This window comes from Psychrobacter sp. JCM 18903 (assembly GCF_000586475.1).
Classification (GTDB): Bacteria; Pseudomonadota; Gammaproteobacteria; order Pseudomonadales; family Moraxellaceae; genus Psychrobacter.
This window is the reverse complement of sequence record NZ_BAWJ01000011.1, coordinates 60,328-84,000: the sequence shown is the minus strand read 5'-3', so window position 1 is coordinate 84,000 and position 23,673 is coordinate 60,328. Positions and strand designations below refer to the sequence as shown.

At 43.8% G+C, this 23,673-nt stretch carries 14 protein-coding genes and 6 pseudogenes; 9 read left to right on the top strand and 11 right to left on the bottom strand.

Annotation, left to right across the window (positions count from 1 at the left end; translation table 11 throughout):
* Nucleotides 1-89: 89 nt before the first annotated feature.
* The 11 genes and pseudogenes from TT12_RS09205 to ispH all read right to left on the bottom strand — a co-directional run bounded on the left by TT12_RS09205 (nt 90) and on the right by ispH (nt 11,565).
* Entirely contained in the window at nt 90-401 is a 312-nt protein-coding gene (locus TT12_RS09205; protein WP_045444243.1) for a hypothetical protein, read from the bottom strand.
* Between the two features lie 121 nt (nt 402-522).
* Nucleotides 523-900 carry a hypothetical protein gene (locus tag TT12_RS09200; protein WP_045454163.1) on the bottom strand — a complete coding sequence of 126 codons (378 nt, stop codon included), beginning with the start codon at nt 898-900 and terminating at the stop codon, nt 523-525.
* 120 nt (nt 901-1,020) lie between these two features.
* A complete protein-coding gene (rpe, locus tag TT12_RS09195) occupies nt 1,021-1,713 on the bottom strand; it encodes a ribulose-phosphate 3-epimerase (RefSeq protein ID WP_045454160.1) in 693 nt (230 codons plus the stop codon).
* Between the two features lie 110 nt (nt 1,714-1,823).
* Nucleotides 1,824-2,105, bottom strand: a complete 282-nt coding sequence (locus TT12_RS18405; RefSeq protein WP_374190061.1) for a TIGR03643 family protein — start codon at nt 2,103-2,105, stop codon at nt 1,824-1,826.
* Nucleotides 2,106-2,361: 256 nt separating this feature from the next.
* Nucleotides 2,362-3,250 (bottom strand): annotated as a pseudogene (gene fghA / locus TT12_RS09185) (S-formylglutathione hydrolase).
* Between the two features lie 221 nt (nt 3,251-3,471).
* Nucleotides 3,472-4,953, bottom strand: a complete 1,482-nt coding sequence (locus TT12_RS09180) for a C13 family peptidase (RefSeq protein WP_045454157.1) — start codon at nt 4,951-4,953, stop codon at nt 3,472-3,474.
* A 346-nt stretch (nt 4,954-5,299) separates the two neighbouring features.
* Nucleotides 5,300-7,303: a molecular chaperone HtpG gene (gene htpG / locus TT12_RS09175; RefSeq protein WP_045454153.1), complete on the bottom strand. Its 2,004-nt coding sequence runs from the start codon at nt 7,301-7,303 to the stop codon at nt 5,300-5,302.
* A 257-nt stretch (nt 7,304-7,560) separates the two neighbouring features.
* Nucleotides 7,561-9,092: pseudogene (locus TT12_RS09170) on the bottom strand (catalase).
* Nucleotides 9,093-9,480: 388 nt separating this feature from the next.
* Nucleotides 9,481-10,298 (bottom strand): annotated as a pseudogene (locus TT12_RS09165) (thioesterase family protein).
* Nucleotides 10,299-10,312: 14 nt separating this feature from the next.
* A complete protein-coding gene (locus TT12_RS09160; protein WP_045454149.1) occupies nt 10,313-10,558 on the bottom strand; it encodes a hypothetical protein in 246 nt (81 codons plus the stop codon).
* A 52-nt stretch (nt 10,559-10,610) separates the two neighbouring features.
* Nucleotides 10,611-11,565 (bottom strand): annotated as a pseudogene (gene ispH / locus TT12_RS09155) (4-hydroxy-3-methylbut-2-enyl diphosphate reductase).
* A gap of 482 nt (nt 11,566-12,047) precedes the next feature.
* On the opposite strand from ispH, the gene gmk reads away from it, so the two are divergent.
* The 9 genes and pseudogenes from gmk (at nt 12,048) to TT12_RS09115 (ending at nt 23,635) form a co-directional block, all read left to right on the top strand.
* Nucleotides 12,048-12,674: a guanylate kinase gene (gmk, locus tag TT12_RS09150; protein ID WP_045454143.1), complete on the top strand. Its 627-nt coding sequence runs from the start codon at nt 12,048-12,050 to the stop codon at nt 12,672-12,674.
* A gap of 196 nt (nt 12,675-12,870) precedes the next feature.
* Entirely contained in the window at nt 12,871-13,131 is a 261-nt protein-coding gene (gene rpoZ / locus TT12_RS09145) for a DNA-directed RNA polymerase subunit omega (RefSeq protein ID WP_045444217.1), read from the top strand.
* Nucleotides 13,132-13,554: 423 nt separating this feature from the next.
* A pseudogene (locus TT12_RS09140) lies at nt 13,555-15,752 on the top strand (RelA/SpoT family protein).
* A gap of 266 nt (nt 15,753-16,018) precedes the next feature.
* On the top strand, nt 16,019-16,399 hold the full coding sequence (locus TT12_RS09135) for a RidA family protein (protein WP_045454139.1): 381 nt from the start codon (nt 16,019-16,021) through the stop codon (nt 16,397-16,399).
* A gap of 249 nt (nt 16,400-16,648) precedes the next feature.
* Nucleotides 16,649-18,932: pseudogene (locus TT12_RS09130) on the top strand (primosomal protein N').
* A gap of 211 nt (nt 18,933-19,143) precedes the next feature.
* The gene (locus tag TT12_RS09125; protein WP_353511624.1) at nt 19,144-19,929 is read left to right on the top strand and encodes a cation diffusion facilitator family transporter; all 786 of its coding nucleotides are present in this window, start codon (nt 19,144-19,146) and stop codon (nt 19,927-19,929) included.
* 38 nt (nt 19,930-19,967) lie between these two features.
* The gene (locus TT12_RS19120; RefSeq protein ID WP_353511623.1) at nt 19,968-20,333 is read left to right on the top strand and encodes a cation transporter dimerization domain-containing protein; all 366 of its coding nucleotides are present in this window, start codon (nt 19,968-19,970) and stop codon (nt 20,331-20,333) included.
* Nucleotides 20,334-20,968: 635 nt separating this feature from the next.
* Complete coding sequence (locus tag TT12_RS09120; RefSeq protein ID WP_045454135.1) at nt 20,969-21,673, top strand: hypothetical protein; 705 nt, start codon at nt 20,969-20,971, stop codon at nt 21,671-21,673.
* A gap of 75 nt (nt 21,674-21,748) precedes the next feature.
* Nucleotides 21,749-23,635 carry a monovalent cation:proton antiporter-2 (CPA2) family protein gene (locus TT12_RS09115; RefSeq protein WP_045454132.1) on the top strand — a complete coding sequence of 629 codons (1,887 nt, stop codon included), beginning with the start codon at nt 21,749-21,751 and terminating at the stop codon, nt 23,633-23,635.
* The last annotated feature ends 38 nt before the right edge of the window (nt 23,636-23,673 follow it).

The following is a 23,673-nucleotide window of genomic DNA, read 5'->3' as shown; positions in this document are numbered from 1 at the left end:
ATACAATGGACGCTTTGGTCTTGAAATTCAAGGCTTGTCACATAAGTCTTCTACATATAGGCTTTTTGGGTGTGCTATCACTGATAGTATTAGCGCCAGTAGCGTAATTTTGCCACAGTAAATAAGAAGGCAACAAACATACCGAGATAATACATGAGCTTTAACTCTAATGTCGGATCTCGATATTTAAACGGTAAGGCTACAGTGGCGGTGGCGGTCGGAAATATCAACAGCATAAGCAGCCAGTTTTCGATGACATTGAGCCAACCTTGTAAATCAGTACCGTTACGCAATGATGCTAGCCCTAGCAGCAAACAGGCGATAATTAAGCTGGTGAATAAGCCATTGGGTAGATCTTTTGGATAGATGATATTGGCAATCTTGGTCGGTATGATTCTCATGTAAAATTCCAGTCACGCTTGCAGCGCGTGACTTAATAATTAAAAATTGTATAAAAACAGCCTATCATAAATATTGCAGTGCACTATATTACCAAACAGCTTTATCTCTGCTCATAAGACTCTAACTGTAAGTACCCATTAACCAAAGCATCGATATACAAGAGGTTAAATAACCCAAGCTAATGGCATTCCAGCTCTCTATATGCATGCCTTTAACTTTGTTAAGTATCTTCGAACCTAGCCAAAAAAACAGGGGAATGCCCAGCATAAATGCAGGCACAATGACCGCAGCATGACGTAATACTTCACCAGTATCATCACCCACCATTAGCCGAAAGCCGTAACCTGCCAAACTTAGAACCAAGGCAAATACAGCCAAGCCAATAGTAATACCCTTTGGCACCAAGCTGCGTTGCTGTGTCTCATTCTGAATTGGCTGCTCAGTGATTTGCTCTGACTCAGGTGATTCTGACGAATTGATTGAGTTTTTTGTGTCCATATTTCACCTTTACGTAACTTACCGTTATGCATCGTTATCCGTTATACAGCACATTTTGCTACTATTCTTTTATGACAAAAATGACTGACGAACGCATTTATCGATCACATAAGACCGTAGTTATTCGTTACCATTAGCCAAAGCCAGCTCAGCACGCATAGCATCAATAGCCACTTTATAGTCATCTTGGTTAAAGATCGCCGACCCTGCCACAAACATATCAGCACCCGCTTCGGCAATGGCTCGGATATTACTGGCTTTGATACCGCCATCTACTTCTAATCTGATATCACGACCACTGGTGATGATGCGCTGACGGACTTGGCGCACTTTTTCTAACGTCCCTTCAATAAATGACTGACCGCCAAAACCTGGGTTGACGCTCATCAATAAAATTTGATCTACCTTGTCCATCACATAGTCTAAATAATGTAATGGCGTTGCGGGATTCAATACTAAACCACATTCAGCACCGCCATCTTTGATCAGCTGTAAAGAGCGATCAATATGCCCACTGGCTTCTGGATGAAAAGTGATAACACTCGCGCCTGCTTCCAAGAACTGCTCAATCATGCCGTCAACTGGTGAGACCATCAAATGCACATCGATTGGTGCATCGACCCCATAATCACGCAGCGCCTTACAAATCATACTACCAAAGGTGAGATTGGGTACATAATGGTTGTCCATTACATCAAAATGAATCACATCAGCACCTGATTCCAACACCCTTTCAACTTCTTCACCTAAACGTGCAAAATCAGCTGAGAGTATTGATGGGGCGATAAGATAAGGTTTAGAAGGAATAATCATAGTTGAGCTACCTGATTCTGTTGAAATAAAATACGAATAAAATAAAAAGAAACTAAGTACTGGCTTAAAAAGCTGTGCCTTTAAAGCAATAATATTAAGAACTCAAACTATTAGCGCTGCTTATACTGGGTTTTGCAATAAGCACGACCGACATCGAAGCCTCGCTTAGCTTGGTGTTTGGTAGCGCGATTGCTCACGCGCTGACGCCATAAGCGAAAAGATGACGGCTTTAGCGCTTGGCGCATCAGCTTAATCACGCCTGCTTCATTGAGACCATAGCTATGCTCTATCGCCGCAAACGGTGTTCTGTCCTCCCACGCCATTTCTATCACTCGTGAGACTTGCGCGTCATCTAGCACTTTATCACCTGACTCATTGACTACGGTTGCGATAAGCTCATCGGATTTATCAGCGTTTGATTGCTCGCCATTTGCGCTCGCATGAGTATTATTGTGCTGCTTATTCTTTATCGCGGCATCCATATCAGCTTGCATCATTGCTAATGCCGACTGGGAACTAGTAACGTATAACTGATAGTCAGGCGCTGACTGCTCACTTGATTTAGCTGCGATTAAATCTTGACAACTTGCCATAAAAGTACCTTTTTAATCTTAAACAGTATAATGAAAAACACAGTAATATTATGGATTAGCCAAGCTGTGCCATACGCCAATGATGTTCGATATGATCGTTAATCACCGTTTGAATAAAATAGTAGCTATGATCGTGACCTGCCTGATAACGCAAGGTTAAGCTGATTGGCTTTGTCACAAGCGCGTTGTAATTTGGTGGTTTGCAGTTGACCCTCTGCTAAAAAATTATCAGCCGCGCCTTGATCCACCAAGATACTTGCATACTGCTGCCCCGATTTTTCAATCATCTGCGCAGCATCTGCCTGCGCCCATCGTGATTTATCATCGCCGAAGTATTCTGTATAAGCGGCTTGCCCCCATGCCGACTCACTGGCCGCGCACACAGGCGATAAAGCTGAGACACTAACAAACTTGCCTGGAAACTTAAAGCCCAATAGTAATGCTCCGTGACCGCCCATCGAATGCCCTGTCACGCCAATACTGTCAATAGGAAATTCTGAGCGTAACAAGTCATATAACTCATCAACGATGTAGCTTTGCATATTAAAATGCTCTGACCATGGTGCTTGCGTCGCATCAACATAATAGCTTGCGCCCTGACCGACAAAATAACGCTCATCATTTGGCACTTCATTGCTGTCACTACTTCGAGGTGATGTATCAGGGGCGATAAATATCATACCAAGCTCGCTGCATTTTTGCTGAAAATGCGCTTTGTGGGTGACATTATCAGCATTGCAAGTGAGACCTGATAAATATAGAATCGCAGGACAACGGCGACCAGCAAGCGCTTCATCTGGCAGATAAATGCTAAAGGTCATCGGCGTTTTGGTCGATAATGATTGATGGCTATAGTAATGCTGCTCACCATCGAAACAGCGGTTGACGCTGATCTGCGTGATTTTTGAGTTAGTAGATAGACTGTGTTTATAAGAGTTGTTCATAAGCGACATCCTTTTTATCCAAAGTAAAGTACACGATGACTTATAAAAAGCATTGGTAAAGTAATACTAGTACTTCTCCAAACTCACTTAGTACTCAATCATTATACCATTCACAAGAATTAAAGTAGTAAGGAAAGCGAGTGTCAGTATTACAGATTCTAGACTGAACGAGCTGAATACGGCTCATCGTGATTTTTGGGTTGTGGGTTTTGGGTTTACTGTTAATTGACAGTGATCGCAGTATTAGCCACTGGCTGACCAGAAGCACTATCCTCTACGATATTAATGGCGATAGAATCACTGTCATTAATAATGCTGGCGACTGGTGGTCGGGTTTTATCAAACAATACTTGTTCGAACGCTGGCAAAGCAGTCTCCATCAGACTACCAATCACCATCTGCGGCTCTGATGGTTCAAAACCCATCGCACTTTCACGCTCATTCACACGCAAACGGGCATCTTTAAAGGCAGATTCAAAACTGGTATTGCCACGCAGGCTTTCAGCAAAAAACGCTTGCCCAAAATAGGTCATCTCAGCTGTGTTGGTACAGCCAAACGATGCCTTATCCGCCGCTGATGCGGTAATCACCACCGTGGTTGGAGAGGCCAATTCATCGATAAATGAGCCTGAATAGCAAGCAGATACCACAATCAACCGCCAGCGAATACCTGAAGCGTCTAGCGCCTCCCGTAACCATGCGGCATCTAGATTCTCCATTGCTAATGGTGGATTTGCTAATTGAATGATATTTTCGTTGCCGTGTGAAGACAAGGTTAGGAATAACACATCCTCATCGGCATTCATCTGCTGACCAATTTTCTTTAATCCACGCAGAATGCTGGTTTTGGTAGCGATTGGCTCATCAAGCCAACTATAAGTATTGTTGATCAACGAGAGTGAATGTCCACTAGTGCCAAAACGCACATCGAATAGCTCACGCACTTTATTAATCTCAGAGCGAAAAACATCTTGACCAGAGAATCCTGCCACACCCATAAAATACCAGTCGGTCTTGCCCGAAGTGCTGGGATCGATACTATTTAATGCTTGCTGTAACAAACGAGGCTGCTCATATAATGCCGCTTCTGCTAAAACAGGCTCTACAGGAATCTGCTTAAATATAGGCTGGTCCGCGACATTACGCTGCCAAATCGTCAACAGTGCGACTGCACCTACCAATACAATGACCCGCTCCCACCACGGTATGCGTAGACGACGAGAAAAAATCCATAATAACGCCAAGGTCTGCCATAAAAACAGCACCAAAAACAGTATGGGTAAAAGTGAATAGCTCCAATCTGGCAACCAACCATAACTGCCCAAAAACTGCACCAAACTTTGTAATAGTGCAGATAAGGTATCAGCCACTAGCCACAATACCACGGGCACAAACACCAACGTTTGATTGCCAGAACGCCGTGCCAAAATGATGCCGCCCAATAAAATTATCATCGGCCAAATCAAGTAGCTGACCAACCCTTGCTCATTAAAGATACTGCCATTTTCCGCGGCTAACCAAGAAAACAGTACATTACTACCGAGTGCCAATAGTGCAAATACGGCAAACTGGATAAAGGTAGGTTTTACCCAAGAAAACGCGCGCGTCGACCCTACTAGCATCCACAAGGTTGCAATAATATTGGCAGCGAAATTGAGCGAAAAACGCTGAAGCGATACGGTTTTTAACGACGCAAGTGACAAAGACTTAAACCTCTAGCCAGTCGAGAAAAGAAAGTGAGTTGATGATGATTTTTGGTGTGGCAGCTACCTACAAAATGTCATTAATTCACATTTTTTATATAGCATATGGACATCAAGATTACATGCAATTCACAATGAGATGATTTTAAGAGACGAATAGCAAAGACTAAAAATATGACTAAACAGTTTAGCTCGCTAATATAACGCGATTGTAACGGATTGTCGGTCAAGAGGATAAGGCTGATTTGTAAAATTCGCTTAAATTTGGCTAAGGACATATAAAAAAGGAGGTCTTGAATCCAAGACCTCCTTTTTTCTCAATAATGACTGTATCAAAGACTCACTACTATCTCATCAAAAGCTCATTCACACGTTTTAGATAAGCGGCTGGATCATCTAATTGACCGCCATCTGCTAGCAATGCTTGGTCAAAAATTACTTGCGCCAATTTATCAAAATCAACGTCAGATTGCTCGCTACTTTCAAGCTTTTTAATCAATGGATGATCAGGGTTGACCTCTAATGTCGGCTTGCTTTCTGGCACATCTTGACCCATTTGTTTAAGCATCTGAATCATTTGTGGTGATAACTCACCTTCCCCAACGACCAAGCAGGCAGGACTATCAACCAAACGCGTCGATACTTTAACGTCTTTGGCACGTTCGCCTAACGCTGCTTTAAGTTTATCGACAACAGGCTTCATGGTTTCTTGCGCTTTTTCAGCTTCAGCTTTTTCGGCTTCGTCTTGCAAGTCGCCCAAATCAACGGCACCTTTAGCGATGTTTTGTAGCGGTGTCTCATCAAATGAGGTCAAGAAGTTCATTGCCCATTCATCAACACGGCTGGTCATCAAGATAACTTCGATGCCTTTCTTTTTAAACAGCTCTAACTGTGGGCTATTTTTAGCAGCCGCTAGATTGTCAGCCGTTAGATAATAGATGGCTTTTTGACCCTCCTTCATACGCGCTTTATAGTCTTCAAAGCTGGTGGTCACACTATCCTGAGTACTGGTCGCATAACGGAGCAATTTGGCAATACGTTCTTGATTGCCCATGTCTTCGCCAACGCCTTCTTTGATAACATCACCAAATTCAGCGTAGAACTGCGCGAATTTTTCTTGCTTATCACTGTCTTCACTGTTGGCTAGACTGGCCAGCAACGTCAAAATACGACGGGCGTTACCATCGCGGATAGACTTCACATCACGCGACTCTTGTAATAGCTCGCGGCTGACGTTCAATGGCAAGTCGGCTGAATCAATGACCCCTTTGACGAAACGCAGGTACATTGGCAATAATTGCTCAGCTTCATCCATAATAAAGACGCGCTTCACGTATAGCTTTAGTCCATGCTGCTGGTCACGAGTATATAAATCAACAGGGGCTTTTTTCGGAATATATAGCAGCTGAGTATACTGAACGCGACCTTCGACACGGTTATGCGTCCATGCGAGTGGCGCATCCATATCATAAGTGATGTTTTTGTAGAAATCGACATACTCATCATCTTCAATCTCAGAGGCTGAACGTGTCCATAGCGCGCTGGCTTTATTGATAGTCTCCCATTCATCGGTCAATACCATCTCGCCACCAGCAGGTGCGTCGTCGTTCTCATCTTCTTTGACATCTTCTTGCCAAACTTCTTTACGCATCTGAATCGGTAAGCTGATATGGTCTGAGTATTTATTAACCAACTGCTTAATTTTGCCACGGTCTAAATAGCTGTCTTCGCCCTCACTATATTGCTCTTTTAAATGCAAAGTAATGGCGGTGCCACGAGTTTCTTTAGTGATAGGTTCAACCGTAAAGCTACCGGTACCATCTGATACCCAGCGTACACCTTTATCCGCAGGTTCGCCCGCTTTGCGTGATTCGACGCTAATCGTGTCAGCAACGATAAAACCTGAATAGAAGCCAACCCCAAACTGTCCGATTAATTGACCATCTTGCTTTTGTGATTCAGACAGCTTGTCTAAAAATGCTTTGGTACCGGACTTGGCAATCGTACCCAAGTTTTCGATAGCATCGGCTTCATTCATGCCAATACCATTATCGGTAAAGGTGATGGTTTTGGCGTCTTCGTCGACAGCAATGCGAATGCGCAGCTCACCATCGTCTTCATAAAGACTGTCATCATTGGTCGCTTCAAAGCGCAATTTATCACAAGCATCAGAGGCGTTTGAAACCAGCTCACGCACAAAGATATCAGAATTAGAGTAAAGCGAATGCGTGACTAGATGTAGCAGTTGCGCTACTTCCGCCTCAAAGGTATGTTTTTTTAATTCAGGGCTGCTTTTATTAACATTGATGCTATCAACTTTTTGGTTATCAACTGGGGTCTGTTCACTCATAAAAAACTCCTTTAATTTATGTCAAAAACGTATCATAAAATAGCAATCATTTGACTGTCTCTACTCAGGTACAAATTAAGCAGTTCAATTTCGAATATCGCTAAGTTGTTTATACTAATAGGGGCGCAGCAGAATATTTCAAGCTAAAAAGTACAATTCAACAAAAACACCGCCCTAGTTTCCTAAGGCGGTGTCGTTATATCGATAATAGGTTTAGCAAATAGATTTAGTAATACGTTTTTAGATAAACCTATCAACTATAAGCAGCTAGGCAAATGCAGCGCTGGATCTGACTCACGAGCATTCATCGCATCTTCAACCGTTAAGCCTAGTGCTTTGGCAACGCCTGCGCCATAAGCGGCATCACACCAGTTACAGTTACGAATGTGGCGATACTGAATAAAGTCCGGCACACCAGCCATATTATTTGCTGTGTTTTCAAATAGCACTTGTTGTTGCTCAGCACTCATCAAATTAAACAATGCGCGAGGTTGGCTAAAATAATCGCTATCGTCTTCACGGAAATCATAATGCGCCGCATAGCCGTCAATTTTTAATGGTGGCTCAGCATAATCAGGCTGCTCTTGCCACTGGCTAAAGCTGTTTGGCTCATAATGCGGGCGACTGCCATAGTTATCATCGACACGGCCTTGACCATCACGATGATTGCTCATCACAGGGCAACGCGGCTTATTTACCGGAATTTGCTGATGATTGACACCGACACGATAACGCTGAGCATCAGCATAGTTAACCAAGCGGTTTTGTAGCATTTTATCTGGTGAAACGCTGATACCCGGTACCAAATTACTTGGCGCAAATGCAGCTTGTTCCACATCGACAAAGTAGTTGTCAGAGTTTTTATTTAATTCAAACTCACCCACTTCAATCAGTGGATAATCACCTTTTGGCCATACTTTGGTCAAGTCAAACGGATGATAAGGAACGGTATCCGCCTCAGCTTCTGGCATGATTTGCACATACATTTTCCATTTTGGGAAATCGCCATTTTCGATGGCATCGTACAAGTCTTTTTGATGACTCTCACGATCAGAACCAACCACCTCTGCCGCTTCTGCATCGGTCAAGTTCTTAATGCCTTGTTGCGTACGGAAATGGAATTTTACCCAAAAACGTTCTTTGGCTTCGTTCCAAAAACTATACGTGTGCGAGCCAAAACCATGCATATTTCTGTACGAGGCTGGCAGACCGCGATCACTCATAACGATAGTAACTTGATGCAAAGCTTCTGGTAATAAAGTCCAAAAGTCCCAGTTGTTGGTCGCCGAACGCATATTGGTACGTGGATCACGTTTGACGGCTTTGTTTAGATCTGGGAATTTGCGCGGATCACGTAAGAAGAACACAGGTGTATTATTTCCCACCATGTCCCAGTTACCTTCTTCGGTGTAGAATTTCAAAGCAAATCCGCGAATGTCGCGCTCGGCATCAGCCGCGCCGCGCTCACCTGCGACGGTACTAAAGCGCGCAAACATCTCTGTCTGCTTACCCACTTCGCTAAAAATATCCGCACGGGTATAATTAGTGATGTCATTGGTCACGGTAAAAGTACCAAATGCGCCAGAGCCTTTGGCGTGCATACGGCGCTCTGGAATCACTTCACGGACGAAATTTCCTAACTTTTCATTGAGCCAAACATCTTGCGCCAATAATGGACGCGTTTGCCGGCGGTCATGCTGTTTTGATTGTCTGCCACTGGTGCACCATTGCCCATGGTCAATTGGGTCGGTGCATAAGGACATTTTTTATCGCTCATATCGTTGCTCATAGTCATACTCCTGTGAATAGCAAATGGATTAAAGTACAAAACCTATTCTGAATACGCTTCTATTAATAGTTCCAGAATAGTTGTCAGCTTGTTCGAAAAACGGTTTGTTTTTTTCATAGTAATGTCTAATGACAGTCATGTTCTGTGGTTAGATACTATTACAACCCATTACCATTGATTTGTATAATTAATTAATTACATGATTTCGTTTTGTTTTTCAGAACCACTTAACGTGTTTTCTACTCATCCAAATACTTTATTTCTTAGGATAGTTGTTATTAACAACGATAAATATTAACAGTGCAACTACTCTCTATCAGCCTTGCTATCACTTTTTTAAAGCGAATTGACCATATCAAATAGAGCTTAATTAAATACCACCGAGCAATTAGCGCGGCATCGGACGAATGGTCAAAATTTGCTCACTACGACCAAAAGGGCCATGAACGTCATGCAACACAGCGCTCGTTAAGCCAATGCCATCATTGCCATACTGCTGCACCGCTTCGATGCCAAGCCAGCGACCTTGCGGCGCGCGATGCATATGAATTTGCAAATCCGTATTGGGAAACATCCATTCTAATTCTGACAAGCCAAGCCCAAGGCGCGGCACAATGCCATTGGCCGTATCGACCATGCCCAATAGATGCACCAAGTCATCAGTCGGCTTGCCCTCGATCATTTCCACATCATTAGTAATCCAGACCATACCGCGTCCTGGGCGACGCTGCGTATCATCAGCGACCAAGCGCACACTCTCAATAAACCCGCCCGGCCAGCCTTTCATGTCTTCCCAAATAGGCAACTCTTCGGGCTTATGTACCGCTTTTTGGTCTTCAATGCCTGCAATCTCGCTGGTATCTTGGGTCATTAGACGCCATGCCCGCGCAATAATCGCATCACGACCGCGACTGCTCATGACTGATTCAATCAGCTCAATGGTCTTGCCCGGACGAATACAACGCGTGGTGATGGTAAAGTCATCCAGTGGAATCAATCCTAAGATATCTAGCTGATACGAGCGATACGCATGTTTTCTTGCGGCGCATAACCGTTTAGCTCAGCCGTGAGCAATCCTGTCGCTGGTGCCATATGCTGTTCATGCTCATTCCAAGCACCTTGAGCATGTTTGGTTGGCTGATAATGTGCGATGTTGACGCCGTCTTCTCGCTGTTCGCGTTTGATAAAGTTATAATAAGCTGACATGACTGTCCTATGATTTATTTGATAAGCTCTTGTTGTTTTAGTTTAAGAACCTGTCGACTCTTAATGACAAAAAATAACGCAACGACCATCGCGGCAATTAATACGCCATAAAAAACACTCTTTTCTCGCATAAAATGCAGAATATTACTACCTAACACGAATCCCACCACCACGATGACAAACAAATTCACTTTCAATTGCTTGTTAACCTCACCGAGAGTGGCTTCTGCCAATACAAATCCTTTTTTTTGCTTTTTCATTTTGCGTTACCTACTATACGTTACCTATTAGATGTCTTGTACAAAGCCTTATCTATTTACCCACTTGGGTAACTGGGATACGCAAGGCTTTAGGCAGACTGAAAGTGACGTTTTCTTCGATCCCTGATAGCTCACTCGGTAAATCACCACCCCAATCTTGCAGCTGCTGTAGCACTTCTTGAATCAGTACTTCGGGTGCTGATGCGCCAGCGGTGACGCCGATACTCTGCACACCATCTAACCAGCTTTTATCCATCTCACTGGCATTGTCGATTAAATACGCACGGCAATTCATCCGCTCAGCCAGCTCACGCAGACGATTAGAGTTTGATGAATTGGGCGAGCCGACCACTAAGACCACCTCACAGCGACTGGCTAAGTCTTTTACCGCATCTTGGCGGTTTTGCGTGGCATAACAGATATCGTCTTTGCGCGGACCTTGGATACTAGGGAATTTTTCACGCAGTGCATCGATGACGCGCGCTGTGTCATCCATAGATAAGGTCGTTTGGGTAACAAATGCCAAACGTTCGGCATTTTGTACACTCAATGCTGCCACATCGGCTTCGTTTTCAACCAAATGAATGTGACCGCCGTGGCGACGGTTAAAGCGCCCCATCGTGCCTTCCACTTCGGGATGTCCAGCGTGCCCAATCAATACCGCATCCATACCCTCTTGCGCAAATTTAGCGACTTCGATATGTACCTTAGTGACCAGCGGACAAGTGGCATCAAATACGGTCAAATCGCGGCGTTCAGCCTCATCTTCGACAGCTTTTGATACACCATGAGCAGAAAAAATAACGATAGAGCCATCTGGCACTTCATGAAGTTCTTCCACAAAAACCGCACCGCGATTGGCCAAATCAGAGACGACAAATTTATTATGTACCACCTCGTGACGAACATAAATGGGCGGTTCAAAACGTGTCAATGCTTCGTTCACAATCGCAATCGCGCGATCCACACCAGCACAAATCCACGTGATTGGCAAGATAAATTTGCATAAGAGGGCCTATCATTAGATAATTTATTATTAAAGCTTAAATACACGACATTACTGTCAAAAGCTTTAACTCAAAAATTGGGATGAATTCATTACGCTACTTTAGCATAATTTACTTTTATTGCCTTTGAAAATAGCACGGTACTAGAGGCTGTTTTAACTAGAAGCACACACATATTCATACGTTCAAAGTATTTATCCATAGTGGCAGCGTTAACTGCACTTAATGCACTAAAAATGTGATTTATAATAAGTTGCCCTATGCCATCTTTAGATCGCTTCGATGATAACGACTGGTCAAAGGCGGCTTTAATTAAAATAAAAGCCACAAAAGCAGTTTATAATAGTGCATCGATGACAATGTCTATCGCCATACATGATGGCGATTTTTCTTTTTACCAGTTTTGAATTGTTTACTAAAACAGCTTTGGCTCTTTTACTCGCACAGATTTGACTAGCACACACTCCATTAGGACAAATTGTATGACAGGTTCATTATTTATTATTACCGCTGCCTCAGGTACGGGCAAAACCTCACTGGTAAAGCAGCTACTTGCCACGACTAATGACTTAACCGTCAGCGTATCACACACCACGCGCACGCCACGTCCCGGCGAGATTGATGGTCACCATTATCATTTTACCGACGTCGAAAATTTTGTGACTGCCATCGGTGAAAACAAGTTTTTAGAACATGCTGAGGTCTTTGGTAATTACTATGGCACCTCGGAGCAAAGTGTGCGGACGCAGTTAGAAGCAGGCGTCGATGTTATTTTAGAGATTGATTGGCAGGGCGCACTACAAGTCAAAAAAATCTTTACTGACGCCATTATGATTTTCATTTTACCGCCAAGCATTGCCACTTTACGTCAGCGCTTATCGACGCGTGGGCAAGATACTATGGAGGTAATAGAGCAACGTCTGGCTGGTGCAGTGACTGAGATGGCGCAATATGTCCATTTTGATTTTGTGATTATTAATGACAATTTTGAGGTCGCTTTGACTGAGCTAAAAGCCATTATCGTGGCGGACAGGCAGACGCTTAAGCGTCAACAGCAGCGGTATCATCGCACCATCAGCAATTTACTTAGCAATAAAGTAGAAGAGTAAAGCAAGAGCGAAATACTACTGTCAACTCAGTCGATGAGCGCTTATTAATAGATACGTTAATAGACACGCAAAAAGCAACTACGCGGCTGGGCAAAAAATGCTATAATGTCTCGCTATCCCCCTTTATATTTTGATATTATTTTTATTGAGTGGCGGGCAAGCTCCGTGACTAATAAAACAACCGAGGTAGCTACATATGGCACGAGTGACGATTGAAGATTGTTTGGATAATGTTGATAATCGCTTTGAACTGATTTTAGTGGCAAGCAAACGCGCACGTCAATTGGCTAAAGGTATCGCTGAACCATTGGTTGATGTGGATAATGACAAGCCTACGGTATTGGCATTGCGTGAAATCGCTGCTGGTAAAATCACTCGCGATATCCTAAATCAGCCAGAGCACAACTTTGCCACCAGTTCATTAGATTTGGCACTGTCAGGCGATCATGGTTTTTAAGACACTGTATTATTAAGATACAGCATTGAAGATTTGTCGTATGAAGCCTATAAAGCTAACCACTGCCTTATAAGACAAATACACACAGTGATGACATATTGACGAGAGACCACAGCATAGGCTGTGGTTTTTTGGTTGTAATAGCTGGTTGCTGTGATATTGCTTTGATATTGCTTTGACTGTTTTAGTCACCATTTATACCTGAAAACCTACCATTGAGTTAGAATTTCTAAATTTTTATAGCACCTGTTCGCTTAGCAGTTGACATTGAATGCGATTTACGATTAATTAGAGGATGGTCTACCTATTTTTATCTTTTTTCTCGAAATTTTTTATATTGATAGTATTCCAGCATTCATTCAGTCACCATTTACCCGATAGACAGTCAGGCAAACAGGTAATGGAAAATAGGATCGTTACTTTATGAGTCAAACCTTACCCAAACTCAGCCATCATTTAGTCGATGAGGCTCAATATAATTTACTGCGCTCAGTAGGTTACCTCACTGCTGCTGAACGCCGTGATATTATTGATGCCTGTGAGTTCGGTGATATTGCGCACATCAAAGATAAGCGTAAATCAGGAGAGCCTTATATCACCCACCCGATTGCGGTGGCCGAGATACTGGCAGGTTTTCGTTTGGATCGAGATACGATTATTGCAGCGATTTTGCATGATACGGTCGAAGACACCGAGGTGAGCGATGAGCAGATTGAGCAGCGCTATGGCAAAATAGTGGCGAGACTGGTCGACGGTGTGACTAAGCTAAAGTCGTCCTCACACAATAAACAGCAAAATAAAGCAGCCACCTTTCATAAAATTTTGACAGCCACCCTTGCCGACCCACGCGTATTGATTATTAAGCTTGCTGACCGCTTACACAATATGTCGACACTAGATGCGGTACGCCCCGAAAAACAACGCACCACAGCACAAGAAACGTTGGACTTTTATGTGCCGTTTGCGCGGCTAATGGGTCTTAATGATATTGCCGATTATATCGAGGTGCTCTGTTATCGTAACCTTGATTCTGACATGTACAACAAACTGTCTGACAAGCTACTACAGCACGGGCTTGGGCGTAACTTTCAAAGAGAGGCGATACATCGCTATTTAAGTATTGTCCTCAATAATTTGGGGTTGAATGGTCTGGTCAAAGTTTTAGACAATCGCGTGGTCATCTACCGTCAGTTTTTCCGCAATCGCGGTGAAATCAACGCTCTACTCCGTCATTATGCCTTTGAGATTGTCCTCGATAATGTCGAAGCCTGTGACAAGCTGGCCTATTACTTAATTAAAAAATACCAGATTGATGACTCTCATATCGCTGATAATATTCGTCGTCCGCTACCAGGTGGCAATCAATCGCTCACGCTTATCTATGAGCGCGATAACGATGTCGTCAAAGTGACGATTTTGACCAAGCAAATGCAAAGCGCAGCGCGGCTTGGTGTCATTGGTGCAGAGCATGCCTCAGACGTTAGCCAATCGGTTATCCAAGCCTCATTACGCAATATGAAAGACTTGGTCGATGAAGACAGCTAGATGAAAATAGCCCAGACTTTTCAGCGGCGGTCTCTACCATTAATGAGCTGATGGATTACCTACACTCCAGTAAAATCATCTGCTATAGTCCAAAGGGTCGTGCTTATGAGCTACCACAAGGCGCAACCGCGCTAGACTTTGCTTACGCTGTCGGACCAATGGTCGGCAATGTAGCCGTTGGCGCCAATATCGATGGCAAAAAAGCCAAACTTGGCACAGTCGTTAAGAACGGGCAGCTGGTTGAAATAGAAGTCAATAGCCACTCAGAACCAAAAGCAGAATGGCTAGGATTTGTCGTGACCAATAAAGCGCGTGAAGAGATTTTGCGTTGGTTTAAAGACTTGTCTCCTGCTGATAAGCAACACCATGGTCAACAAGCCTTAGATCGGGCGCTAAAAACCTATCAAAAAAGTCTCGATGACTTAACCGATAGTGATTGGAAAAACCTCACTGAATGGCGTGGCTTGACCGAAAAATCCGAACTATTCGAGCAAATAAGCTCTGGTACGTTATTACCACAGCTGGTAGTAACTCGCTTGTTTAGCGATGAAGTCAATGATTTGCAAGCACAAGAACACAGCGATGATATGACCCAACCACAGCAGCTGATAGTCAATGCGTCTGGGGTTGAGCTTGATTTTGCCAATTGTTGTCATCCTATTTATGGTGACCCTATTGTCGGTCACTTGTCCCGTCACGGTCTGGTTGTTCATCGACACAAGTGCTTTTCACTTGATGATATTCGTAAAGACAATCCTTATCAGGTTATACAACTGCGCTGGCGTAATGACAAGGCCGTAAAACAAGGTGACGCTGGCGAGCATGACATAAAAAATACCGGAAAGATTCGCTTTCCAGCTTATTTAAAGCTATCTATTGCCCTCAGCGACGAACAAATTACTGAAGTCATCTATCATTTACGCCAATTAAATATCGGGGTAGAAAAAGTAGACGTGCGCAGTAGTGATACCATCATTCATATCATCGTTCGTAGCCGCAATCATCTAGCACAAGGCATTCGCGAACTACGCTCCTTGCTAGGTTTTCCAAATATCATCAGGCTGTATCAGCTGTAGTGCTGGTAATAAGGTGTAGTGCACGTGGTGTAGTGCACGTGGTGTAGTGCGCGTGATACATTGCCACCAACACTCACTCAATAGAACATTGAATAATGGATTTAGAAAATTTTAGAAAGACCTGAAATAATGATAAACTGTGTTTTTTGATTTTTAGCAAATAAACGTAGAGCGTGTCATCATTTGTATGGTGAAAAACGAGATGTAAATGATGAATAATGCGCCCTTACCTACCAAACCAGAAAAAGATAAAAAGGATATATAATATGACTCGTCAAACCATTCAAACTGATAAAGCCCCTGCTGCCGTTGGTACTTATTCACAAGCCGTCAAAGTCGGTAACACCGTCTATATTTCAGGACAATTGGGTTTTGACCCTGATACCATGGAATTAAAAGAAGGTTTTAAAGCACAGGCTGAGCAAGTGTTCGAAAACATCAAAGCCATCTGTGAAGCGGCTGGTGGCAGCTTAAATGACGTGGTTAAATTTAACGTGTCATTAACAGATTTGAGTGATTTTGCTGTTTTAAACGAAATATTCGTTGCCAATTTGAGCGAGCCATATCCTGCTCGTGCAGCTGTCCAAGTAGCGGCGTTACCTAAAGGCGGTGTGGTCGAGATTGAGTCAATTTTATATATTAAGTAACTTAAGCCATATCATCATGTAAATGGTAAGGCTTAATACATAGACGTACTTAATTCTCAAGTCGTTACGTCAAAAAAGCCACTGCTAAAAGGTAAGGCCAGAGTAAGCCCAAATATCACTATTTGGGCTTACTGCTATTATTCTTATCAATATTACAACCCAGTTATCCAAAAGCTGGTTATCTAAAGTCCATTTACCTAAAAACTGTTTATCCAAAAACCATTTACCTGAAAACTGGGAACGCATTTTATGTTGGTACAAGTTGCTCTACCCGTGCCCCTTTATCGGGTATTTGACTATAGCGTACCAGCAGATATAAACACCTTATCAAGCCCTTCTTTACCCCCTATTGGCTGCCGTGTCGAAGTATCCTTTGGTCGTCAAACTTTAATCGGTATCGTCGTCGCTCATATTCCAGAAGCAAATAGCAGCGTGCCACTTAATAAGCTAAAACCTATCAATAAATGCTTAGATGCTGAGCCTATTTTGGACGCCAGTATGCTAAAGCTGGCACATTGGCTGGCGCGTTATTATCACTACCCGCTTGGTGACGTTTTAGCAGTCATGCTGCCAACGCTCGTTCGTCAAGGTAAGCCGCTGGATTTACTGATTACCCATTGGCGAATTTTGCCGCAGGTAAGCGACGATGACTTTCGTGCCAATGCCAAAAAACAGAAGCAGCAGTTTGATATGCTTAAGCTGCATGGCGAGCGCGGCGCGAGTGAAGATGTTTTATTGCTAGAGGGCATGGAAAGGAGTTTTTTAAAGGCGCTCGAAGACAAAGGTTTAATCGAGCGCTATATTCAGACCAAACAATCACCTGCGCCTGTTAAATTAGCAAAAATGCCCCTTGATCTCAATGACGAGCAAAAACTCGCCGTTACCGCCATTATTGCGGCTCATGAAGCCAATCGCTACACGGGGTTTTTATTAAATGGCATCACTGGTAGTGGCAAGACAGAAGTCTATCTGCAAGCGATGCAAGCCGTATTGGAAGCTGGCAAGCAGGTGTTGATTTTGGTACCAGAGATTGGATTGACACCGCAAACGCGCGCGCGTTTCGCCAGTCGCTTTGCCGCTCACATTGTCTTATTGCATTCTGGCATGAATAATACTCATCGCTTACAAGGCTGGCAAGACTGCCGTACAGGTCATGCTCAAATCATTATTGGCACGCGCTCAGCGGTGCTATATCCTTTTGCAGATTTGGGCTTAATTGTCGTGGATGAAGCGCATGATGGCTCTTATAAGCAGCAAGATACCTTGCGCTATCATGCCGCTGATGTCGCGCTGTATCGTGGACTACAAGCCAATATCCCTGTCGTATTGGGTACGGCGACGCCATCTCTTGAGCATCTAAAACTGGTCGATGATGGCAAGCTGGTGGAGTGCCAACTGCAAACTCGTCCCGGTAATGCGAAGCTTGCGACCATGCAGCTGATTGATGCGCGCCTGCAAAGTACTCATCAACAAGCGACGGACGAAGGCGCGCGCTATGATACTGGGCTGACCGATGCGCTTATTGGGGCAATACGGCAAACGCTAGAAGCGGGCGATCAAGTATTGATATTTTTAAACCGTCGCGGCTATGCACCAGTTTTGCTATGCGAATCTTGCGGTTGGCAGGCAGATTGTCCGCGCTGCGATGCGCATTTAACCGTTCATTATAATAGCCAGTCCCAACACAACGCTTATAGTAGCTCCTATCTAAAATGTCACCACTGCGACTGGCAAGCTTATATTCCGACAGTTTGCCCGGATTGTGGCAGTCAAAATTTGGATGCCAAAGGGATGGGTACGACGAGGCTCAGCGAAAACCTGCATGCGATTTTTGCCAATCCGCAAACCAGCAAAGAGCTATATCCCATTATCCAAATCGATCGCGATACAACAAGGCGTAAAGACAGCTGGGAGCATATCTATCAGCGTATTAATCAAGGCAATCCTGCCATCTTGGTTGGCACGCAGATGGTCGCCAAAGGTCATCATTTCCCCAATGTTACGCTTGTCTGCTTGCCCAATGCCGATCGTGGTTTCTTGTCCGCCGACTTTCGCTCGCCGGAACATACCGCGCAATTGATGATTCAGGTAGCAGGACGTGCGGGACGCGGTGACAAGTCTGGTCGTGTACTCATTCAGACGCTGCAACCGGACAATGAATTATTATTGAAACTGGTCAAAGATGGTTATTTGTCTTTTGCTCGCGAGCTATTGCAAGAGCGTAAATGATGGGTTTACCACCGCACAGTCATGCTGCCTGATACGCTGTGAAGGCAAAACCCTTGCTGCCACGACCCAAGCCCTTAAAGATGCCATCGCCATTCTGCCAAATGGACATAATCTCGCCGTACTAGGACCTATCGATGCACCAATGAGTAAAAAGAACAGTCGCTACCACGTACAACTGCTACTTTTAGGCAAAAATCGACAACAATTACACCATGTATTAAACCAATGGTGGCAGCCTGTACTTGCCCTTCCAAACGCCAAATATCTGAAGCTGACTCTGGATATTGACCCTGTTGGCTGGTAACTTCTCACTATTACTCTTTAAACCCAATTACTCTGCTGTAGCTCGCCGTTAATAAAGAAGGTTATTCAAAATAGCTCATTCATCGTTTACTGCCTAGATACAGCAAGCATTTATTAAATATGCTAAATTCTTTATATCTGGCTAGCTTGCGAACAGCAAGCCCAGCCTTATAAGCAATCAAATTTCCTCTTCTGTCATTCTGAGTGTTGTTATGAGTCAAAATAAATCAAACGCTGAACAAGGCAACCATTCTCATCAAAATGATACTGTTAATGTGGCTAACCATCTGCATAAAGACGATGAGAGCAACTACACTCATGACAATCAAGCCACTCACGATCACGATGAACACTTAGAGCAAACAACAGCCCCGCGAGATACCAAGGGCTATCAGCGCACCTTGCTGTTTAGCTTTATCATTATCACAGGCTATATGTTTATTGAAGCCATCGGTGGCTGGCTGACTGGCAGTTTGGCGCTATTATCTGATGCAGGTCACATGCTAAGTGATGCAATCGCACTTGGCGCGACGTTAATAGCATTTAAAATTGGTGAAAAAGCAGCTACTCATCAAAAGACGTTTGGTTATAAACGCTTTGAGATTTTAGTCGCAACAGTCAATGGTGCGACGCTGGTCATTATTGCGCTAATGATTTTTTATGAGGCGATTAAGCGCTTCAATTCACCGCCTGAAATTGCTACCCAAGGCATGCTTATCGTTGCTACTATCGGTATGTTGGTCAATATTTTGGTTGCGTGGCTGATGCATCGAGGCAGTCGCGGCGAAGATGCACATGGTCACAGTCATGCTGGTAGTCATAAAGACAGTCACGAAGACACTCAAGGAAAAAATGCGAGTAAAGCACCGGTCAACCTTAATATGCAAAGTGCTTACCTGCATGTATTGAGTGACTTAATGGGTTCGGTTGCCGCTATCATGGCCGCGCTTTTGATGATGAGCTTCGGCTGGGTTTGGGCGGATGCAGCAGCTCGGTGATTGTCGCAATACTGATCTTATTTAGTGGTTACCGCGTCGTGCGTGATTCGGTCCATATTTTGATGGAAGGCACGCCAGAAGGCATATTCTTAGTGGATGTCGAAAAAAAACTGCTTACCCATCCGCAAGTACAAGAAGTCCATGATTTGCATGTTTGGAGTATTACCAGTGGTCTAAATGCCTTGTCTTGTCACGTCGTTGTCGATGGCGAGATGAATATTCATGAATCCAGCATATTGATTGAAAATTTAGAACAAAGCTTGCTTGAGCTCGGTATCCATCATGCGACCATTCAGGTAGAAAGCGCATCACATCCGCAGACTGAGGCACATAGCGATGCGCTGGTCTGCGATATCTCAGAACAACAAACAGAGGGTAATAATCATATTGGTCACAATCATTAAGCATGAGGCATTAAGCATGAGGCATTAAGCATGAGGCATTAAGCATGAGACATTGAAAGTCAGACATTGAAAGTCAGACTTTGAAAGTCAGACATTAAACATTGAAAAGACCATTCTTCATTCAAATATCAATTTAAACGTTGCCTATCATTGATTAGCGACGTTTTATCAAATGGTGGCAATCATAATTCCATATGCACCAAATGAGCCAAAGCGCTGTTATTGACCAAATACCTAACCCCAACGATAAGAATATGATTCGAATCCGAAAATCTCATGCGTCAGTCATGATAGGTGTCAAATAAGCGGGTGCCATATTTGACAAATGCAGCAACCAAAATCCAAATAACCGCGTCAGTCCTGCCCCGAAAATCCTTAAAATTATTTTGCTAAAAGTCTTCAATAATCCGCGCAACTTACTATCAGTGGACGAATCATCATGCATGAATATAACTTCTTATGCACCGACATAAACAGGCTTTATTTTAAATAAGCTGATATCACGCCAATTTTTAGCATTGTAATGGCATGTTAAAAATGATGGAAAATTTAGCCTCGCCGCCATATTTTTCATATAAATTCTGTATACTTAAAGCTGAAACACCCAATTTACCACTAATGGATTATTTTCTGCCATGTCGAGACGCTCAGCTCCTTTTGTTGCTCCAAGCTACATTGATGACCCTATCTCAGCAGAGGGTAAAAAGCATGCCAAAGCATTGTTATCGACGCTGCAAGAAGACATTGCTAGCTTTCGAGATGAGCAGTTTCCGCCTGATATTTTGCGTCAAATTCGTGATATGCCAATTTATGAAGGCAATATCGCCGAAGTCCAAGCCTATCAGCAGCGTTGGCATAATCTGCTTGAGCGCGCCATGGCGTTTTATCCTGCGGCCAACCTACCGCCCGATCATCTGCCGCTACCAGCCAGCCTTGAGATACCGCAATTTATCTATCATGTGCAAAGGCTACATTTGACCAAGACTCGTGCAAAAGAATCAAAAAGCTTCGGTTCGGTCGGTGCGCTTACTGATAAGTGTGGTGATTATAGTGCTGATGAAATTGCGCGTATGAGTGCCGTATTTGATAATGATGATGAGGCGCGTTTGGTGGCGCATCGTGAATTTATTGATTTGCGCGCCTATGTATTTTGCCGTGATAGCAAGGGCGAGATGCTGGAGCCTGAACGCGTGCGTTTTTATCGAACGGGGCTTATCGTCCATGCGCTGCCCGATTTCAAAATCGTAGATAGTCGCCAGACCCCGCGTAAGCGCCGTAACGATGCTTATAACAATCCACTTGCCGATAATGGTGTGTGGAAGATTTATTGTAAAAAATAACGTATGCTAAGATTTTTTATTTTTGCTATGCCCATATTGTAACGCTTATTTTATCATGATTGCTAAGGATTCCAGATGTTCGCTGCCGCCACCGGCTCACCAAATTTAATGTTACAAGCTACAATCTTCTTAGGAGCAGCCCTGCTCTTTGTACCCCTTGGTAAACGTTTTGGCATTGCGACGGTCTTAGGTTATCTCATTACAGGATTGATATTGGGGCCCAGTGGTCTGGACGTCGCAGGCGATGCTGAGAGCTTGTTGCACTTCTCTGAGTTTGGCGTGGTCATGCTGCTATTCATTATCGGGCTTGAGCTGCAACCCTCACGATTATGGGCACTGCGGCGTTCGATATTTGTCCTCGGTGGTTTGCAAGTCGGTCTGACTGGCACATTATTAATGGGGCTGTTACATCAAATTTTTGGCTTACAGCTCGATACTGCTTTTATCGTCGGTTTTGGCCTTGCCTTGTCGTCCACAGCTTTTGTACTACAAATACTGACGGAAAAACAGCAGCTTTCTAGCACCCACGGTCGTGAAGCGTTTACGATTTTATTATTCCAAGATATTGCGGTTATCCCTTTGCTAGCCGTCATTCCTTTCCTATCAGGGGTGCGCGAACAAAGTTATGATTTGATTTATTTTGGCAAAGTTTTTGCGGTTTTTGCTGGACTGATTTTTGCTAGCCGTTATGTCGTTCGTCCTTTCTTTAAGTTTGTAGCGTCTAGTGGTGCATCAGAACTGCTGACCGCCGTTGCGCTATTTATCGTGATGGGTGTGTCTATTTTGATGGGTCAAATTGGTTTATCGATGGCATTGGGTGCTTTTTTAACAGGGGTACTGCTCGCAGATTCTGAGTATCGCCATGAGTTAGAAGCCAGTATTGAGCCGTTTAAAGGGTTGCTACTTGGCTTATTTTTTATGTCGGTCGGTATGCTGACGGATGTCAAACTTATCTTGGCAAAACCTATTTTTATCATCGGCTGTGCAATGGCATTGATGGCTATCAAATTTGGTGTCATTACCGCCATTGCAAAGATATCAGGCAATCGCTGGCCAACCAGTATCAGACTAGGTGTGACGCTCGCTCAGGGTGGTGAGTTTGCTTTTGTTTTATTCAGTGTCGCTACTGCTCAAAATGTGTTGCGACCTGAGCTTGCCAACACTCTGAACCTTATCGTCACTATCTCCATGGCGCTCACACCACTGGCATTTTTATTACTTGAGAAAATCGGTGAGCCTTTATTTGCCAAAAGCAAACCCAGCCGGGAATACGATGCCATTCCCGATCATGAACATCAAGTCATTATTGCTGGCTTTGGGCGCGTCGGTCAGATTATCGGTCGTGTACTACGCATGCACGACATCGAATTTACCGCCATTGAACGCTCAGCGAATCGTGTCGATTTCGTGCGTAAATTTGGTAACCAAGTCTATTACGGCGACCCAAAAAACCCTGAGATATTGCGCGCGGCTGGTATCAAAAAAGCCCGTGTGTTTATTTTAGCCATCGATGATTTAGAGCGCTCTATCACCACGGCTCAATACTTACGTAAAAACTATCCAGACTTGATTGTCTTGGCACGGGCACGTGACCGTCAGCATTATTATCGGTTGCGTGAGGTCGGTGTGCGTCATATTTGGCGTGAGACTTACCTATCGTCCTTGGATATGTCGCGTGAATCGCTACAACTGCTTGGTATCTCACCAGAAAAAGCGCGCGAGACGGTCCAAACCTTCCGTGATTACGACGATGACTTGATTGAACGTCAGCAAGCGATCTATGATGATGAAGCCAGCATGATTGAATCCGCACAATCAGCGATGGCAGAACTAGAAAGCTTGTTTGATGAAGACATTGATAAGGCACGAAAAATGGACTTAACGGATTTTTATGACGCGCTAAAAAGTAAAGCAACACCCGCTGATAAAAAGGACGACGTTGCAACTGACTCTAACACCTAAGTATTTATATATTTTAAAGCGTATTTGATGATTCACAA

What these genes read in the sequence shown, in the direction of transcription:
- TT12_RS09205 (WP_045444243.1), bottom strand. Translation starts at nt 401, where the DNA reads ATGAGAATCATACCGACCAAGATTGCCAATATCATCTATCCAAAAGAT.
- TT12_RS09200 (WP_045454163.1), bottom strand. Translation starts at nt 900, where the DNA reads ATGGACACAAAAAACTCAATCAATTCGTCAGAATCACCTGAGTCAGAG.
- rpe (WP_045454160.1), bottom strand. Translation starts at nt 1,713, where the DNA reads ATGATTATTCCTTCTAAACCTTATCTTATCGCCCCATCAATACTCTCA.
- htpG (WP_045454153.1), bottom strand. Translation starts at nt 7,303, where the DNA reads ATGAGTGAACAGACCCCAGTTGATAACCAAAAAGTTGATAGCATCAAT.
- TT12_RS09160 (WP_045454149.1), bottom strand. Translation starts at nt 10,558, where the DNA reads ATGAAAAAGCAAAAAAAAGGATTTGTATTGGCAGAAGCCACTCTCGGT.
- gmk (WP_045454143.1), top strand. Translation starts at nt 12,048, where the DNA reads ATGACAGGTTCATTATTTATTATTACCGCTGCCTCAGGTACGGGCAAA.
- rpoZ (WP_045444217.1), top strand. Translation starts at nt 12,871, where the DNA reads ATGGCACGAGTGACGATTGAAGATTGTTTGGATAATGTTGATAATCGC.
- TT12_RS09135 (WP_045454139.1), top strand. Translation starts at nt 16,019, where the DNA reads ATGACTCGTCAAACCATTCAAACTGATAAAGCCCCTGCTGCCGTTGGT.
- TT12_RS09125 (WP_353511624.1), top strand. Translation starts at nt 19,144, where the DNA reads ATGAGTCAAAATAAATCAAACGCTGAACAAGGCAACCATTCTCATCAA.
- TT12_RS09120 (WP_045454135.1), top strand. Translation starts at nt 20,969, where the DNA reads ATGTCGAGACGCTCAGCTCCTTTTGTTGCTCCAAGCTACATTGATGAC.
- TT12_RS09115 (WP_045454132.1), top strand. Translation starts at nt 21,749, where the DNA reads ATGTTCGCTGCCGCCACCGGCTCACCAAATTTAATGTTACAAGCTACA.